At 48.4% G+C, this 17,081-nt stretch carries 12 protein-coding genes; 7 read left to right on the top strand and 5 right to left on the bottom strand.

The features are described from left to right. Positions 1-4: 4 nt before the first annotated feature. Complete coding sequence (locus tag ACO0KY_RS05115) at positions 5-307, bottom strand: urease subunit gamma (protein ID WP_422993766.1); 303 nt, start codon at positions 305-307, stop codon at positions 5-7. Between the two features lie 339 nt (positions 308-646). Here ACO0KY_RS05115 and ACO0KY_RS05110 point away from each other — a divergent pair, with 339 nt between their 5' ends. Both ACO0KY_RS05110 and ACO0KY_RS05105 read left to right on the top strand, forming a co-directional pair. After that, positions 647-1,669, top strand: coding sequence for a hypothetical protein (locus tag ACO0KY_RS05110; protein ID WP_423044868.1), 1,023 nt, complete (start codon positions 647-649; stop codon positions 1,667-1,669). A gap of 138 nt (positions 1,670-1,807) precedes the next feature. Beyond that, a complete protein-coding gene (locus ACO0KY_RS05105) occupies positions 1,808-2,743 on the top strand; it encodes a VTT domain-containing protein (protein ID WP_423044718.1) in 936 nt (311 codons plus the stop codon). A 35-nt stretch (positions 2,744-2,778) separates the two neighbouring features. Here ACO0KY_RS05105 and ACO0KY_RS05100 read toward each other — a convergent pair whose 3' ends face one another. Then, on the bottom strand, positions 2,779-3,669 hold the full coding sequence (locus ACO0KY_RS05100) for an urease accessory protein UreD (RefSeq protein ID WP_423044717.1): 891 nt from the start codon (positions 3,667-3,669) through the stop codon (positions 2,779-2,781). 221 nt (positions 3,670-3,890) lie between these two features. Here ACO0KY_RS05100 and ACO0KY_RS05095 point away from each other — a divergent pair, with 221 nt between their 5' ends. Next, the gene (locus ACO0KY_RS05095; RefSeq protein ID WP_423044716.1) at positions 3,891-5,006 is read left to right on the top strand and encodes a hypothetical protein; all 1,116 of its coding nucleotides are present in this window, start codon (positions 3,891-3,893) and stop codon (positions 5,004-5,006) included. A gap of 23 nt (positions 5,007-5,029) precedes the next feature. Here ACO0KY_RS05095 and ACO0KY_RS05090 read toward each other — a convergent pair whose 3' ends face one another. From ACO0KY_RS05090 to ACO0KY_RS05080, 3 genes are read right to left on the bottom strand one after another with little or no spacing between them, the layout of a single operon-like run. Beyond that, on the bottom strand, positions 5,030-6,604 hold the full coding sequence (locus tag ACO0KY_RS05090; protein WP_423044715.1) for an FGGY-family carbohydrate kinase: 1,575 nt from the start codon (positions 6,602-6,604) through the stop codon (positions 5,030-5,032). Further along, positions 6,597-8,231, bottom strand: a complete 1,635-nt coding sequence (locus ACO0KY_RS05085) for a glycerol-3-phosphate dehydrogenase/oxidase (RefSeq protein ID WP_423044714.1) — start codon at positions 8,229-8,231, stop codon at positions 6,597-6,599. The genes ACO0KY_RS05090 and ACO0KY_RS05085 overlap by 8 nt, the downstream gene beginning before the upstream one ends. A 1-nt stretch (position 8,232) precedes the next feature. Beyond that, positions 8,233-9,849 (bottom strand): FAD-binding oxidoreductase, encoded by a 1,617-nt coding sequence (locus tag ACO0KY_RS05080; protein WP_423044713.1) that lies wholly within the window; start codon positions 9,847-9,849, stop codon positions 8,233-8,235. 132 nt (positions 9,850-9,981) lie between these two features. Between ACO0KY_RS05080 and ACO0KY_RS05075 the strand changes: the two genes are divergently transcribed. The 4 genes from ACO0KY_RS05075 to ACO0KY_RS05060 all read left to right on the top strand — a co-directional run bounded on the left by ACO0KY_RS05075 (position 9,982) and on the right by ACO0KY_RS05060 (position 17,015). Next, positions 9,982-11,040 (top strand): AraC family transcriptional regulator, encoded by a 1,059-nt coding sequence (locus ACO0KY_RS05075; RefSeq protein ID WP_423044712.1) that lies wholly within the window; start codon positions 9,982-9,984, stop codon positions 11,038-11,040. Between the two features lie 356 nt (positions 11,041-11,396). Further along, positions 11,397-12,428 carry a hypothetical protein gene (locus tag ACO0KY_RS05070; RefSeq protein WP_423044711.1) on the top strand — a complete coding sequence of 344 codons (1,032 nt, stop codon included), beginning with the start codon at positions 11,397-11,399 and terminating at the stop codon, positions 12,426-12,428. Between the two features lie 282 nt (positions 12,429-12,710). After that, positions 12,711-14,813 (top strand): methionine--tRNA ligase, encoded by a 2,103-nt coding sequence (gene metG, locus ACO0KY_RS05065; protein WP_423044710.1) that lies wholly within the window; start codon positions 12,711-12,713, stop codon positions 14,811-14,813. A 378-nt stretch (positions 14,814-15,191) separates the two neighbouring features. Further along, a complete protein-coding gene (locus ACO0KY_RS05060) occupies positions 15,192-17,015 on the top strand; it encodes an aminopeptidase P family protein (RefSeq protein ID WP_423044709.1) in 1,824 nt (607 codons plus the stop codon). The last annotated feature ends 66 nt before the right edge of the window (positions 17,016-17,081 follow it).

Below are 17,081 nucleotides of genomic sequence, written 5' to 3'. Positions count from 1 at the left end.
TCTCCTAGGGAATAGGATGATGGACGGTGACCAGTTTGGTGCCATCCGGAAACGTCGCTTCGATTTGGATATCGGGGATCATCTCTGGCACCCCTTCCATGACATCAGATCGCTTCAGAATCTGCGTTCCATCTGACATCAGTTCAGCAACACTTTTGCCGTCGCGCGCACCTTCCATGATGGCCGCGCTGATCAGGGCAACTGCTTCGGGATAATTGAGCTTCAAGCCACGCGCCATTCTGCGTTCGGCAAGCAAGGCAGCGGTAAAAATCAATAGCTTGTCTTTTTCACGTGGAGTTAAATCCATGTCTGCACCTCTCTCAGTTTTTCTCGTTTTAACAACACTTGCAAGAATCAAACCAGCTCTCTAACGTTGTTTTCGCTTCGACGGTGCCAGACAAAATGACTAATGCCGCATTTTGGTGCAATCTCGAACAATTGTAGTGCGGCGTTACAGTTTTACCAGTAAAACTACGCTAATTTTCCCGCATTGCATAATACGTAAGAACCGCAACCCCCTTGAGGCAATGAGTCTTTGTATAATCAATTGAATCGTTGAATTTACGACTAATTTTTATTTGCACGTGGAAAACGAATGAACTTCATCAAGACCTCTCTGACCGCTCTATCAACGAGCATATCGCTGATGTGCAGCATTGGATTTGCAAGCGATGCCCCACATTGGCAGCGTCTGCACCTGGGGCGAGACGCCAACGCACAGTATGATTTCCCCGTTTATGCCAATCGGGATCTGAGTCAAAGTTTGCCATCAATTAAGGAAATCATCGTCATTCAACACGGCATTCAAAGAAACGGTGACGACTACTACATGTCCGCGATGGAACTGTTAAAGGACTCAGGACGTAATCCTGATGAAATTTTGATCATTGCCCCTAACTTCCCCGGGGTGCCGGACAAGACGAAAGGCTTTGATAACATGCCTGTCTGGTCAGTCCAAGGCTGGAGTGGCGGTGAAAATGCCGTCAGTGGCGTATATCCCACTTCAGGGCTCAGTTCACTCACGGTATTGGACGATATGTTGCTGATGCTATCGAGCAAAGCCCGTTATCCATCGTTGCAGAAAATTACGGTAGCAGGACACTCTGGTGGTGGTCAGTTAGTACATCGTTATGCGGCACTTAATCACGTCGATGAAAAAATCCGTCAGACAGGTCTGGATTTAAAATATGTGATCGCTAATCCTTCGTCCTACCTATACTTCACTGCAGAGAGACCAAAAGGCAATGGTTTTGCCGTCTACGATCAGGAAATCTGCCCAGCCTTTGACGACTATCGCTATGGCATGCAACATATGGTGTCTTACGCAGGCGATGTCAACGGCGATGATTTATTCCGACGTTATTTGCAACGACAAGTAATTTATCTCGCTGGCACCGCCGATAATGATCCCAATCACAGAGTGCTAGATAAATCCTGCGGTGCGGAAGCTGAAGGTCCAACCCGTATCACCCGCGCCCGTGGCTACTGGAAATACGAACACTATCGCGCCGGTGAACTCAGTCTGCAAATGCATCAGCGCTACGAGATTGTTGGCGTTGGACACAATCAGGGGCTAATGTTTGGCTCGCAATGTGGCGTTCAATTGCTGTTTGGTACGAACGGCAAAGCGTCGGGTAATGCCGCCGCTTGTAATACAATCGCTCCATAAGCCCAGGTGTTAAAGCGTGTTTGCTGAGCAGATAGTATGGACGATATATAATCCTTCAAAACTATACATCAATCAAAATAAGAATCCCATGTTAATCTGCACGTACCTTTCAACGTCTTCAAACAAAGCCAATTCCCTATGACTGCGCATTGGCTCAACGACTTCTTTGCACATCACAGTACCATGCTGATTTTTTGCAATGTATTGCTGCAACAGCTAGGTATCCCGGTGCCTGCGGTACCGACATTGATGCTCAATGCCAGCCAGGCTAAATCCTTACTCGCACTGGGCGGTATGTCGGCAGCAGCGGTCGCAGCATCGTTGATTGCGGATCAGGTGTGGTACCAGGCCGGAAAAATATTTGGCTACAAAGTACTCAAACTGCTGTGCAAAATGTCGATTAATCCGGGCTCTTGCGTCAATCAAACCGAGGCACGTTTTGTCAAATGGGGAATGTGGTCCTTAGTGTTTGGTAAATTCATTCCTGGCTTCTCCATCGTCGCCCCACCGGTCGCGGGAGCATTGGGGATGTCACGGGCAAAATTTTTGATCGCCTCAGCTATCGGAGCGGCTTTATGGTCTGGCTTAGCCCTACTGGCTGGCTATGCTTTGCAAGCGCAAATCAGTGCATCTGTAGAAATATTGGCCGAGCATGGAATACAAATCGCTACCGTATTTTCTGTCATTCTGGTCAGCTGGCTGGGATGGAAAGTCTGGCAGAAAAAACGTTTCGAGCATTTGGCAAATATCCCTCACATCAGCGTTCAGGAATTAGCAGAATTAAGCGAAAAGAAGACGCCGTTCCAGGTCATCGACTTACGCAGTCAGGCATTAATCAATGAAACTGGCATGTTTCCGCAAGCGTTGGTCCGCAATGTGAACAAGGTCGGTGAAAATCTGGAGCATCTGCCAGAGCAGCAGTTAATCATCACCTTTTGCGCTTGTCCCGCTGACGCCAGTGCAGTGCATGCGGCGCATACGCTCAAAGCAATGGGATTCACGGATGTGCGGCCACTGAAAGGCGGCTTTGAAGCTTTGAGTCAGACGCCCTGGATAGTACCTGTCAACAAATGACGCATCCGCTCCATATACGCTACCGGTCGACTTGCTCAGGTATTCCAAATTCTCGGAATCACAGCCACCTGCGCACTCATCACCGGACGCAAATGTTGCCACACTAATTGCAACCACTGTTTTGCCAGTTCGCTGGAATTACCCAGATAACGCGCGACGATGACGCCTTTCATTTGCGTCACACCACATAATGCATCTGCTTCATGCAAGTTAATCAAAGAACCAGTTTGCTCGCGCAATTGCCGTAACTGATCCGTATTCAACGACTTCCCACACGCCAATACCATGGCACAGACCGACTTGCCGTTGAGCCCCAGAGGACTTTGCATTGTACCGCTGCCACCACTGATACTACCTTGCTCATGCCAGATCATTTTGCCGTCGCGGAAAATACTGCTGTTTTGGTGAATCTCTCCACTGTTATAAATTTCTTCAGAAGCGGTTCGACCAAAGCACAAAATATCAGCGGCAATAAAACTGGCATTACCGGTCAGATGCACGGTCTGACATAAATTGACCTTAGCGTCATCGAAGAAGATGGTTTCTTGCGGCAACCATTCCAGATGCGCATTGTCGCCTACATGTAATTCAATCGTCTGCGCAGAAGTATAGCCATTGCTGCGATACCATTTGGCTGCACCTGGTGTTGTAATCAAGGCATGTGCATTCTCACCTACAGTGGTAGAAATTTGTAGTTGATCGCCACCCACCACGCCACCTGGCGGGTGTATCAAGATCGCGTGACAAATTGCATCGCCCTCAGGATACAAAGGCTTTTGTACACGTAGCGGGCCACTATGTTTGCGCTCTATCAGGCGTGTCGTACCAGCATCATCCGCAAAGCCTAATTGCAGACTCGCGTACCAATGTGTCTTGACTTGAGACACAGGTTTCAAGTCAGTAACTTCTGAAACAGGGACATTCATGTGAATTTCATATAAAGAATTGTTCAAGACAAATTGAATTCAGACGATTTTATCATTCCACAGGTTTAAGTTTTGCGTTAAAGAAATCCAAAGTCACAAACAAGAAAAAGATAGCTCCGGAAAAAGAACTCTCGTGCTGAACTTAATTTAAAATTCTAACTCAAGCTTTGCCAATCACTGCCGATATCAGGAAAGTCTTTCCCCTGATTCTGGAGACTGCAATGATCATTAGCTCATCTCAGATTGCAATGCAGTCGAGTCAACATATCAGCGCACAAATGAGTGTTAAGCAGCAACTAAGAATATTTAAGGGGGCAGCAATTGATGCTCCGGATCAGTTGGACAGCATGCCGGACAACTCGTCTTTAGTGCAAATATCCGATATCGGAAAGGCTGCACTGGCAACGTTTAATTTGGCCAATGGCAATTCAGGTATGGGCTCTGGGCAGGTATCAAGTAGTACAGGCTATGCAACCAATGCAACAAGCAATAGCAACACGTACACCAACATTGATCCAAAAATGCAGGCACTGATCGAGTTGTTGCAAGAAATATTTGGACAGACCATACACCTCATCAATCCAGCCGATTTTTCGCATACAGATCAAGCAACGGGTACCGCATCAACACCAACATCTACAGCGCAGGGCGGCGGCGCTATTTACAATGCACAAACCACCTTGACGCAAACAACCAGTACCAGTTTTAGTGCCGAGGGTGACATTGAAACCAGTGACCACAAAAAAATTCACTTCGACTTGAATCAATCAGTACAAACGATACGACAAGAAACCCAATCTGTGACGATCAAGTCTGGCAGTGCCTTAAAAGACCCTCTGGTCATTAACTTTTCTGGAAACTCTGTTCAGCTAGGTCAACAGACGTTCTCATTCGATTTAAATAACGATGGCAAGAAAGTCACCATGCCGTTTATTCAGGGCGGTGGCTACCTGGCATATAACCCGGACGATAATGGAAAAATCACCGACAAGACACAATTATTCGGTCCAACAACTGGCAATGGCTTTGCTCAGCTACAGTCATTGGCAAACAGCTTAGGAAACAATAGCGGGTGGCTAGATCAAAGCAACCCAGCCTATAGCAAGCTGGGTGTTTTAATTGAAGGCAGCGATGGCAAACCACAGTTTGTGAGTTTGCAGCAAGCTGGCATAGGTGCGCTCTACCTCGGCAGCGTCAGTACGCACACAGCAATTGGCGATAACAGCGGCGATGGTGGATCTTCCGGAGAATTAGAATCGTCCGGCATCTATTTGAATAACAATGGCTCTGTAGGCAGCATGCAAGACGTTGAGGTCAACGTCTCCCCCGCCAAATAGCAAATAGTAACTAAGATCAAGCATTAATGCATCTGAGGATAACCGGTAATTTGCTGTATCTCTTTATACAAAGGCTGTAAGCGCGCGTACATTTTTTGGTAGACGCGATGGTAAAGCTCGTTGTAAATCTGGTGATGATGGGCAATCGGCTCAAACGTTTTTCCTATGCGAGTCATCGCACGGATGGCCGTATCAAAATCCGGATGCAGACCCAATCCAACAGCTGCGTCAATCGCTGCGCCCAGCCCTGATGTTTCATAGATATGTGGACGTGAAGTCGGCAGGCCAAAAATGTCTGCAGTCAACTGCATCGCTGCATCGCTTTGCGAACCGCCACCGGAAATACGTAATTCCGTGATTGCCACACCACTCCGTTTCTCTATCCGCTCCTTGCCTTCTCTCAAGGCATAAGCCAGGCCTTCGAGGATTGCGCGATACATGTGCGCCCGCGTGTGCACGTCACCAAAACCGATCATCGCACCTTTTGCTTCTGGACCCGGCACTTTAATCCCCGGCGTCCAATAGGGTTGCAACATCAATCCCATCGAACCAGGCGGGACAGCGTTCACCAGCTCATCAAACAACTCTTCCGGCACCAGCCCCTGCGCAGCAGCTTCCAATTGCTCGTGATGACCAAACTGTTCTTTAAACCAGTTCACCATCCAATAGCCACGGAAAATCTGTACCTCCGTGCTATACGAGCCGGGAATAGCGGCAGGATATGGCGGTATGAATGGTGTCACTTCCAGATACTTTTTACTGGTCGTATTGATGGTTGCCGTTGTGCCATAACTGAGACAACCGATATGTGCTTGCTGGCATCCGGCACCGATCACTTCACATGCTTTATCAGCAGCGGCCGCCAGCAAAGGTGTTCCAGCTAAAATTCCGGTTTGCGCTGCGGCCTCTGGCGTAATGCTACCCATGATCGTTCCTGGCGCAACCAGTTCGGGCAAGGTCTCTGCTTTGATTGCCAGCGCCTGCCATTTCCAATCCAACTTACCTGCCCACTTCAAACCTTTGTAGTCGAAAGGAAGATAGCCGACTTGTGAACCGATCGAGTCGATAAATTTATCGCATAAACGGTAATTCAGATAACCGGACAGCATCAGGTAATGCGCGGTCTTATCCCAAATATTTGGTTGATGTTCTTTGATCCAGTTAGTTTCTGCTTCGCCTCTGAAAAAATTTATCGTATCGCTGACGCCAGCAATTTTAAATGCAGTTAACCATAAAGGATTGACGGCTGGCACGACATCAGTGCGCCGTTGATCTAACCAGGTAATCGCCGGACGTAGTGGCTTACCATGTTGATCAAGATTGATCATCGTGCCACGTTGCGTGGTCACCGCCACACCATGCAGACTAGCAGATGACACACCGCTACTTGCCCACAGGCGCTGACAGGCAGTGCAAACGGCTTGCCAATAATCCTCAGGATGGTGCTCTGCCCAGCCTGGATGATCGGAAAAGTAGGCTTCCAGATGCACTTGCGACTTGGCGACGATATTTCCTTTCAAATCAAACAGAATTGCCCGCACGCTTTGGGTACCGTTATCAATTGCTAAAATGTATTGTTTTTCTATGTGATTATTCATTGACTAGCCAATCTTTGATTGTTGACTTAGCGGGCAAAGAGTAATTTTTTTGCCACAATTCCAGATACGCTGCCTGTTCAACATTCCAGCGCGTGTCATCCCACTTTAATTCGCCTTGGCATATAGTTCGTATGCGTGGTAAATACTCTGCACCACCGTTCTTCAACAACAAACCAAGACGCGTGCGGCGCAGCAGCAAATCTTCTAATTGCAGCACAGACTCATATCTTGCCGCCCAACGCAATTCTACCCACATGGTTTCTGTGCCGGGAATGAGTTCCAACTCATGCTTATGCGCGGCAGCGATGACCTCGGGTGTTAGTCTGCCATAGTGGCCGAATAAGCGATCACGTTGCGAACGTGGCAGGCCTAATTCCACATGGCTATTGCTATTATTTCGTGGATTGTCAAACAACGGCGTGACACGTAAATCAGGATGCCATTCTGGTAACAAGGGTGCCAGATTTTTTAAAGCATCTAAAGCAATCAGTCTGAAGGTAGTCAGCTTACCACCGGTCACAGTGAGCAAACCTTTTTCCATCCAGACCGCATGGTCGCGCCCTTCTTTGGATGGATCTGCTTTACCGGTATCAATCACCGGCCTGACGCCAGCATACGTGGCGATAATATCGTCAAGCCCCAAAGCGAGCGACGGAAACTGAAATGCCAACGCTTCCATCAAGTAAGTGACTTCATCAGGCGTAATCGCCGTTTCTGTTTGTAAATCTGCGTGATGATCCACATCTGTCGTACCGATTAGCGTAACGCCTTCCCACGGATACACGAAGACAGGGCGACCATCGCGAGGGTGCATCAGGCTCACCGCTTGGGCAACGGGCAAGCGCCATCCGGGCATGAGCAGGTGACTGCCGCGCAGAGGACGAATTTTTCCATTGAGTTCTTTTGACAAACGCAGCCGATCTACCCACGCACCTGTGGCATTGATGATGCTTCGCGCCCTTATCTGGTAGTCTTGCCCTGTGATAGTATCGTTTGCCTGCACACCCTGCGCCAGCTCATTCACATAGTCAATCTTCGATGCGGCCAGATAATTAATGGCCGTTGCGCCCAGACTTTTCGCCTCTTGCAACACCCGCATCACTAAACGCGCATCGTCTGTTTTGGCATCGTGATAGCTGAGACCACCTTTTAAATCCTGACGCCCGATATGCGGCGTCATCATGAGAAACTCATCGGTCGGGAAATAATGCCGTGCCGTTTGGCGCGCCATCTTGTCGTAAATCGCCAACCCCAGCGCAAACATCCAACGGCCAGGTTTGCGACCTTGATAGTCCGCAAAGGCAAAACTCTGATGATCAACTAATCCATGCGCGTCCTGCATCAACGCTTGTCGTTCCCGCACAGAATCACGGGTCAGGTGGAATTTACCTTCTTTCAGATAGCGCAAACCACCGTGTACCAATTTAGAGGAACGGCTAGACGTCCCCCAGGCAAAGTCACGCTGCTCTATCAACAGTGCTTTTAAACCGCGTCGTGCGGCTTCGAGCAAAATACCAGCGCCAGTAATACCGCCGCCGATGACCACCAGATCCCATGGCCGCCCGTGATTCGATAAAACGGCGTCAAGATCGCTGCGCTCTGCGTCGTCCCACACTGATGAAGCCATGCTAGCGTTCCTTCGAGGAAGATAATTCCGGCAATAACTTTCCGGGATTCATAATACCGTCCGGGTCAAAATGTTGGTATAGATGACGTAATGCGGCAATACCCAGCTCGCCTTTTTCTGCATGCAAATACGGCGCATGATCGCGGCCGACGCCGTGTTGGTGACTGATGGTGCCACCGTGATCAACGATGGCTTGGGATGCCGCTGCTTTGAGTTTTTTCCAGCGTTTCAAATCCTGCTCGTAATCACCAGTAAGACGATAGACAAAAGTCGTATAGACACTGGCGCCTTGCGCATACAGATGTGACAGATGGGTATAAGTATGCAACTGCTCGCCGTCACTTGCGAGTGCGCTGGTGGCTGCGTACTCGATCGCTTGCATCATGCCTGCTACTTTAGGCCAGTCACATGCTGTTTCTACGGTATCAATCGCATATCCTTGCTGCCATAAGGTATTGCGCAGATAGACATTTTTAAATCGTCCTTGCTTCCATTTTTGCCCCATGGTTTGTCCGACATGCACGCCACCGTATGCTTTGCCTAACTTCAATGCATTGTTGATCGCATGACGGACATGAGGCTTATCGCCACTCGCTCCCAGCAAGAGCAAACATTTTTTATCACTGCAATGACGCAGACTCAGATAAGTTTCAAGTAAGGCAATCAGTTTTTTATGGCCAGCTAATTTCAGACTGGTCAACGTTTCAGTAGCATTGGAAAGACGCAGCATCGACAAAGGCAATTTCGCTTGCGCAATGCTACGCACGGCTTGTTGCGCTTTATCCCAATCCGGAAAAAATACCGCATGAAACTCTTCACACGCAGGCAAACGACTGATACGGACGGTGACTTCAGTCAAAATACCGATCCGGCCTTCAGAGCCCAAAATGATTTCACGTAAATCAGTGCCTGCAGCCGAAGCAGGAAATGTCGGTATATCCAAACGTCCAGCGGGTGTCTCTATGCGCCCGCCAGCAAACAATTGCTCAATACGCCCGTAACGTAAAGACTGTTGACCCGATGAACGTGTTACTACCCATCCACCGAGTGTGGAATATTCAAATGATTGTGGAAAATGTCCCAGTGTATAACCATGGGCGCGTAACTGTGCTTCCAGATCAGGACCAAAGACACCAGCACCGAATGTCGCCAATTGCGCGTCTTTATCGATATTAAGTAATTGCGCCATGCGTACCATACTGACACTCAGTACCGGCTGATTACCGCCAGGTACTGCAAGATGCCCTACCACACTGGTACCGCCGCCATACGGAATTAAAGCTACATGATGGCGAGTTGCGTAATTCAACAGTTGACTGACCTGTTCGCTGCTTTCAGGAAAGGCCACACCATCCGGAAACTGTTCAATCCGGCCGAATCGCATCTTCAACCAATCCGGTAAACTCTGACCCAGACTATGTTGCAGTCGTACTTCCGGGCTGGTATCAATCAATGGATGCGGTGTTAAACGCGACGCCGGCACACTGGCGATGACGCTGGCTTTGCTGGCATCCTTTTGCGGCACACCCTGCCCGATGCGTTCTTGCAAAAAACCCAGTGCATCAGCATTCACAGCAAATTCAATACTATCGTCACCCCAACCGTTCCATCGTCGCATACATGCCCTTTTGAATTGATCTGCAGGAAATTTACACAAATGACGCAGATTTCCCTTGTTATACTTGTCGGCTAGCTTACCTAGCCTAGCAACACACGTATTGCGCTTTTATGACAAGGATCTTGTGGAAATATGCCAAACAACCTGACCAGTTCTTTGCACCGCAGCCCGCCAGATGCTCGGGTAGCAGCTGCGTATGTGCAACCACTATTGGAACTGGTCACAGAACGCGGGCTATCTTTAATCGCGCTGGCGGAAAAAGCAGAATTGCCACCGCAGTCGCTAACTAACATGGGCGAAAGCATCGCCGCCAGCGCTTACGTACGTTTGCTCGACGCTGGCGCGGCGCTATGCAATGACCAGCACTTTGGTCTGCATGTGGGCGAGCGGGTCAAACTTGGTACCTACAATGTGTACGGCATGATTTTGATGAGCTGCAAAGATTTCCGCCAGGCGTTCCAACAGACGATGCGCTATGAAGGATTAGCGCATGATCTGGGGCGTTCAGTATTAATTGAAAATGCCACACAGACCGAATACCAATGGCATAACCACTTCCCGCACGCTAGCCGACATCTGGCCGAAAGTGTGTTTGCTGGAATCAGAGTATTTGGCAACTGGTTTGCTGGCACGACTTTACCTGCTGTTCCAGTATTTTTCAGGCACAGCGCTCCATCAGACATCAGTGAGCATCATCGAATTTTTGGTCCGGACGTCGTTTTTGGAACGCCACTTGATTGCTCTACGTTTCCAACGGCACTACTCGACTGGGCAGTTCCCAATGCGGATGTCAGCATGTACCCGTTGTTGCAGCAGCATGCGGAGCAATTATTAAAACAAAAGCAAGCTGCGGAGCATGACGGTAGCATCATGGCCTTGGTGCGGGTTGCGATTCGCAAAAACTTATCACGTGATCTGGCACGCTTACCGACAATTGCACTGGAATTAGGTGTCAGCCAAAGAACATTGCAACGTAAGCTGGCCGACGCAGGCTTCAGTTTTCAACAGTTACTCGATGAAACCCGCCTCTCAGTCTCGCAAGAGTATTTACGGCAAGCAGAGTTCAGCCTCTCAGATATTGCGTTTATGCTTGGCTATCAGGAACAAAGCGCGTTCCAACATGCGTTTAAGGAATGGACAGGCATGACGCCCAAGTCTTATCGTGATCAACAATTAAAGCTGGGCACATAAAAGTTAAATGCGGAGACTGGTTTCCCAGCTCCGCATTCATGTCAGGACGGCGGCTTGTCCACTAAACGCAGACAAAGCACACCTCGCTGCCGTCATACATATCAGTTGTATGTACAGCAGCTACGAAGAATCATATCAAAAAAATATGACATTGGTATGACTAAAATCAAGAAAATAAGTATTCTTTGGTATCAAAGTTACATCTCAACGTAGCAAATCGTAAAATACGTAAAAACCGTGACAGGGAGCCTTGCATGCCACTCTGGTAAAATGCTGGTTCGGCATTCGACATTTCAATGCTACCAAGAAATGTGCCCCGCTCACTATGCAATCCGCTTATTTTTAAGAAATACCTCATGTCATCATTCAGTTCCAACTTTGAAACCCGTGTCGCCAACAGCCACGCACATTTACAAAACGTGCTGGAACATGCTTTTCAACATACGGCGACACACAAAGCGGTTCTGGTATATGACGAGCGTTGTGAATTAGCACGGGTATTAGCAAGCGCCTATCGCCTCTGCCTGCCGGAAGCCCTGTGTATCAACTTTGATGAGACAGCGCCCTCCGATATTTTACAAACGCTGGCTACACTGCAAAGTGGCGATCTCGCGATTTTGGTGCAGTCTACAAATTTCCGGCTGGAAGCCTACCGATTGCGGGTCGAATTATTTAAGCAAGGCCTGAAAGTCATCGAGCACCCGCATCTGGGACGCATGGAGGGTGCCGAGATCGATTATTACATTGATGCCCTTGCCTATGATCCTGATTACTATCGCGTGGTCGGTCGTAAGCTGAAAGAAAAAATTGATCAGGCCAACCATGGCGTGGTCGACAGCGACGGTGCGCAATTGATTTTCAGCGGAAAATTTGAACCCGCCAAGTTAAACGTCGGCGATTACAGCGAAATGAAAAACGTCGGCGGCCAGTTCCCAATCGGTGAGGTATTTACTGAATCAGTCAACCTGGAAGATGTCTATGGTCGGGTGCGCGTATTCATCTTCGGCGACACCACGTTCAGCATTAATCAGCCTGAAACGCCGATTACCTTGATCATAGAAAAAGGCCAGGTCGTTGCCACTGAAGATTCCACGCCAGAATTTGATCAGGTGTTGACCAACATCCGGGCGGACGACGGCGTGGTCTGGGTCAGAGAACTAGGTCTGGGGATGAACCGCGCCTTCAACAAAGAGCGCACTGTGCGTGATATTGGTACTTATGAACGCATGTGCGGCATCCACTTGTCGCTAGGTTCCAAGCACGGCAGTTATGCCAAACCCCATATCAAACGCGGCGAAGGCCGTCATCATGTTGATGTCTTTGCAGTCACTAAATCGGTCAGGTTTGGTGATGATGAAGTGTATCGTGATGGACATTGGGTGGTCTGAGACCAGAATTTGTTTAAGTAAGCTTACGCTGCCGCATCAAGCTGACGCCTATTTCCAGAGTCAAATCAACAACATACCGACTGTTATTGTTTCCTTTCGGCAGATGTATTCCTTGCCGTATGCGAATGGTGGCTGCGGTTTGCCGCAACAAATTGGCCAAATCAGGTCAAAAACAATCGTTTATATCGACCAAGCGCAGACTTCTGCGCTGACAGGCGCTCTCTGTCAGAGATTCGCTGTTAAAATAATGCCCTTGTCCGTTAATTCTAAAAGTGCATCAACATGACTCGTAAGCTGTTCGTTACCACTGCTCTTCCATACGCTAACGCGCCCTTCCACCTTGGCCATATCATGGAATATATTCAGGCTGACGTCTGGGTAAGGCATCAGCGAATGTCGGGTAACGAGGTGCACTTTGTTGGTGCTGATGACGCGCACGGCGCACCGATCATGATTGCCGCTGAAAAAGCAGGCATTACGCCACAAGAATTTGTGGCACAGATTGCGGCTGGCCGTAAGCAATATCTGGACGGCTTCCATATACAATTTGATAACTGGCATTCAACGGATGGCCCTGAAAACCATGCTTTGTCACAAGACATCTATCGTAAATTAAAAGCTGCTGGTTTTATCACCAGCAAGACGATAGAACAGTTTTACGATCCAGTCAAAAACATGTTCTTGCCTGATCGCTACATCAAAGGCGAATGCCCAAAATGTGGTGCCAAAGATCAATATGGCGATTCTTGCGAAGTGTGCAGCGCTGTGTATGCGCCAACAGAAGTTATCAATCCTTATTCTGTCCTGACTGGTGCGACACCTGTCATGAAGTCTTCTGAGCATTTTTTCTTCAAATTGTCGGATCAGAAGTGCGTTGACTTTCTACGTGGTTGGGCTTTGCAAGACAATCGCTTGCAGTCAGAAGTCGCGAATAAATGCAAAGAATGGCTGGAAGGCGAAGGCGGTCTGGGCGACTGGGATATCAGCCGCGATGCACCGTACTTTGGTATTGAAATTCCTGATCAACCAGGTAAATACTTCTACGTCTGGCTCGATGCGCCAGTCGGCTACCTCGCCTCATTAAAAAATTACTTCGGCAAAACTGGTCGTGATTTTGATGCGTTTATGGCAGACCCAACGACCGAGCAGATTCATTTCATCGGTAAAGATATTACCTATTTCCATACGCTGTTCTGGCCAGCAATGTTGAAATTCTCTGGCTATAAAACACCTGACAATGTGTATGCGCATGGTTTTGTGACGGTATCTGGCGAAAAAATGTCGAAATCCCGCGGCACAGGTATTTCACCTTTGCGTTATCTGGAAATCGGCATGAACCCAGAATGGCTGCGCTACTACTTCGCCGCCAAACTGAACGCCAAAGTCGAAGATCTGGATCTGAATCCCGACGACTTCGTGGCGCGTATCAATTCCGATCTGATTGGCAAATACATCAACATCGCTTCACGCGCCGCTGGCTTTATCAGCAAGCGCTTTGATGGTGTGGTTACCACTGACTGGGCACATGCAGATGATGCATTCCTTGGCAATTTGTACAAAGCGGCACCAGAAATCAAAGCCTTGTATGAGGCGCGCGAATATGGCAAAGCCTTGCGCGCTGCCATGGAGCAAGCCGATCTGGTCAATGCCTACGTGGATGCCAACAAGCCTTGGGAACTGGCGAAAAAGGCAGAAAACGATGCCAAATTGCAAGAAGTATGCAGCCGCCTGCTCGAAGCTTTCCGTATTCTGACGATCTTCCTGAAACCAGTATTGCCGCAACTCGCAGCACAGGTCGAAGCACAATTGAATATTGCGCCATTGCAATGGGCTAATGTGACGGTAGCGATGCCGCATCAACATAAGATTCATCCTTATGCGCACCTGATGCAACGTGTAGATCCTAAGATTTTTGATCAATTGTTTGATGCTCCGGTGGTGGCGCCTGCCGCAACTGCTGCGCCTGTTACTGCGGAGGCTTCTGCTGTCGCCAATACAAACAGCACAGTTGCTGGTAACCCGAACGATATCGAGCCGTTGGCAGAAGAAATCAAAATCGATGACTTTGCCAAAATTGATCTGCGCATTGCAAAAATCGTCAACTGTGAACATGTTGAAGGCTCAGACAAATTATTACGCCTGACTTTAGATGTCGGCGAAGGTCGCACCCGCAATGTATTCTCTGGCATCAAATCAGCATACCAACCTGAACAGTTGATTGGCAAGTTCACGGTAATGGTCGCCAATCTGGCTCCACGCAAAATGAAATTCGGCATGTCTGAAGGCATGGTACTGGCAGCTTCCGCCGCCGATGAAAAAACCAATCCAGGTCTGTACATCCTCGAAGCGTGGCCAGGTGCACAGCCTGGTATGCGCGTAAGATAAGTAACACCTTACATTGAGTAATTAGTTCTCATAAATTGGCGGTCTGAATAAACAATTCAGACCGCCAATTTTTTTAGGTCTGCTTGTTTAAAAAGTACAGCGGCATTTTCTTGCCACTTCAATAAGTGCAAAATCTGCACGGCGGGCGCAGCCTGCGATGAGCTTACCGATTAGCTGATATTGGCAGCTTGTACCCGCCCTTGGCTTTCAGCATTAAATTAGGCGCATCCAGAAATTTTTCCAATGCAATTCAGAAGTTATGCGTGAATACTTAAGAAAATGACGAAATTGGCATATTCGGCGCATGGAAATTCACTTCAAGTATACTCAATCACTTCAATAAGCATTTATAGATACGTACTCCTGAAAGAACATGTCATGAACAGCCCAAGCAGCCCTAACGCCATCACCTCACCGATTCCTGCCCGCCTGCTGCAATTGCGCAGCGCAATGAAGCAACATGGTATAGATGCCACCATCATTCCTTCCGCCGATCCGCATTTATCAGAATATTTGCCGGATCGCTGGCAAGGTCGCAGCTATTTTTCCGGTTTCACGGGTTCCGTCGGCACTTTGATCGTGACAGCTGATTTTGCTGGCTTATGGGTCGATAGCCGCTACTGGAGTCAGGCAGAAAAAGAACTTGTGCCGACTGGCATACAGATGATGAAAATTGCGTCTGCTGGCTCAACCACGCATATAGATTGGTTGACGGAATCGCTCCAAGCCGGACAAACCGTTAGCGTTGATGGCATGGTGCTGGGGCTCATGACTGCACGGCTTCTTGAGCAAAATTTAAAAGCCAAAGCAATACATTTAAAAACGAATATCGACTTACTGCAAGAAATCTGGACCGACAGACCTGGTTTACCCTCGTCACCGATTTTTGAACATCTTGCACCGTTCGCGGTCATTTCTCGCCAGGAAAAATTAGCACTGGTACGCGAACAAATGCGCGTCAAAGGCACTGAATGGCACTTCGTTTCAACCGTCGACGATCTGGCGTGGATATTCAATCTGCGTGGTAGCGATGTCAGCTATAACCCGGTATTCGCTGGACACGCGTTGATAGGAATGAATGACGCAACTATCTTTGTAGCAGACGACAAAATACCCGCTGCTTTACAAGCAATTCTCGCGCAAGATCATGTCAAGATCGCCAGCTACAATAACGCAGCAGATGCACTTAAAGCGTTGCCAGCCAATAGCAGCATTCTGATTGATCCACGCCGTATCACACTAGGATTTCAGCAAGCAATTCCAGCGGGTATGCGTGTAGTCGATGCGATCAATCCCTCCGTTTTTATGAAGTCACGCAAAAATGCACAAGAAGCAGCATTTGTCCGTGAAGCCATGGAACAAGATGGCGCCGCCTTGTGCGAATTTTTTAGTTGGTTAGAAGATGCTTTAGGTAAAGAACGCATTACTGAACTCACCATTGATGAAAAAATCTGCGAGGCACGTGCACGCCAGCCCCATTTTATTTCACCAAGCTTTGGCACGATCGCTGGCTTCAATGGCAATGGCGCGATGCCGCACTACAGAGCGACACCAGAATCACACGCTGTCATTGAAGGCGATGGTTTGCTGTTGATCGACTCTGGTGGTCAATATCTGAATGGTACTACGGACATTACCCGTGTTATGCCTATTGGTACCGTCTCTGATGCACAAAAGCGTGATTTCACGCTGGTTCTGAAAGGGATGATCAATCTGTCCCGAGCAGTATTCCCACGTGGCACACCATCTCCAATGCTTGACTCTTTGGCACGAGCACCAATCTGGGCAGAAGGCATTAATTATGGTCACGGCACCGGTCATGGTGTTGGTTACTTCCTCAATGTTCACGAGGGTCCACAATCGATTTCGGCCGCTCTTCCGGAAGCACATACTGCAATGGAAGAAGGTATGATTACATCGAATGAACCTGGCATTTATCGACCTAATCAATGGGGTGTTCGCATAGAAAATCTTCTGCTGAACATTCCTGCACTGCAAACTGAGTTTGGTGAATATTTACAATTTGAATCGCTGACCCTCTGCCCTATCGACACGCGCTGTATGAACATCGACATGTTGAGAGAAGATGAAATTAAATGGATCAACGATTACCACGCACTGGTGTTTGAACGTTTAAGCTCACGCGTTTCAGGTGCCGCACTGAACTGGCTAACGGAGCGTACTCAGGCAATCGTCAAATAAAATCTACACTCACTAAAAATGCCACAGCGGTTATTCAGCTGCGGCATTTTTATTAAATGACATACG

Source organism: Undibacterium sp. Dicai25W, from assembly GCF_049340505.1.
In the GTDB taxonomy this organism is placed as follows: domain Bacteria; phylum Pseudomonadota; class Gammaproteobacteria; order Burkholderiales; family Burkholderiaceae_D; genus Undibacterium; species Undibacterium jejuense.
The sequence above is the reverse complement of the archived record's forward strand: the minus strand, read 5'-3'. Positions and strand labels throughout refer to the sequence as shown.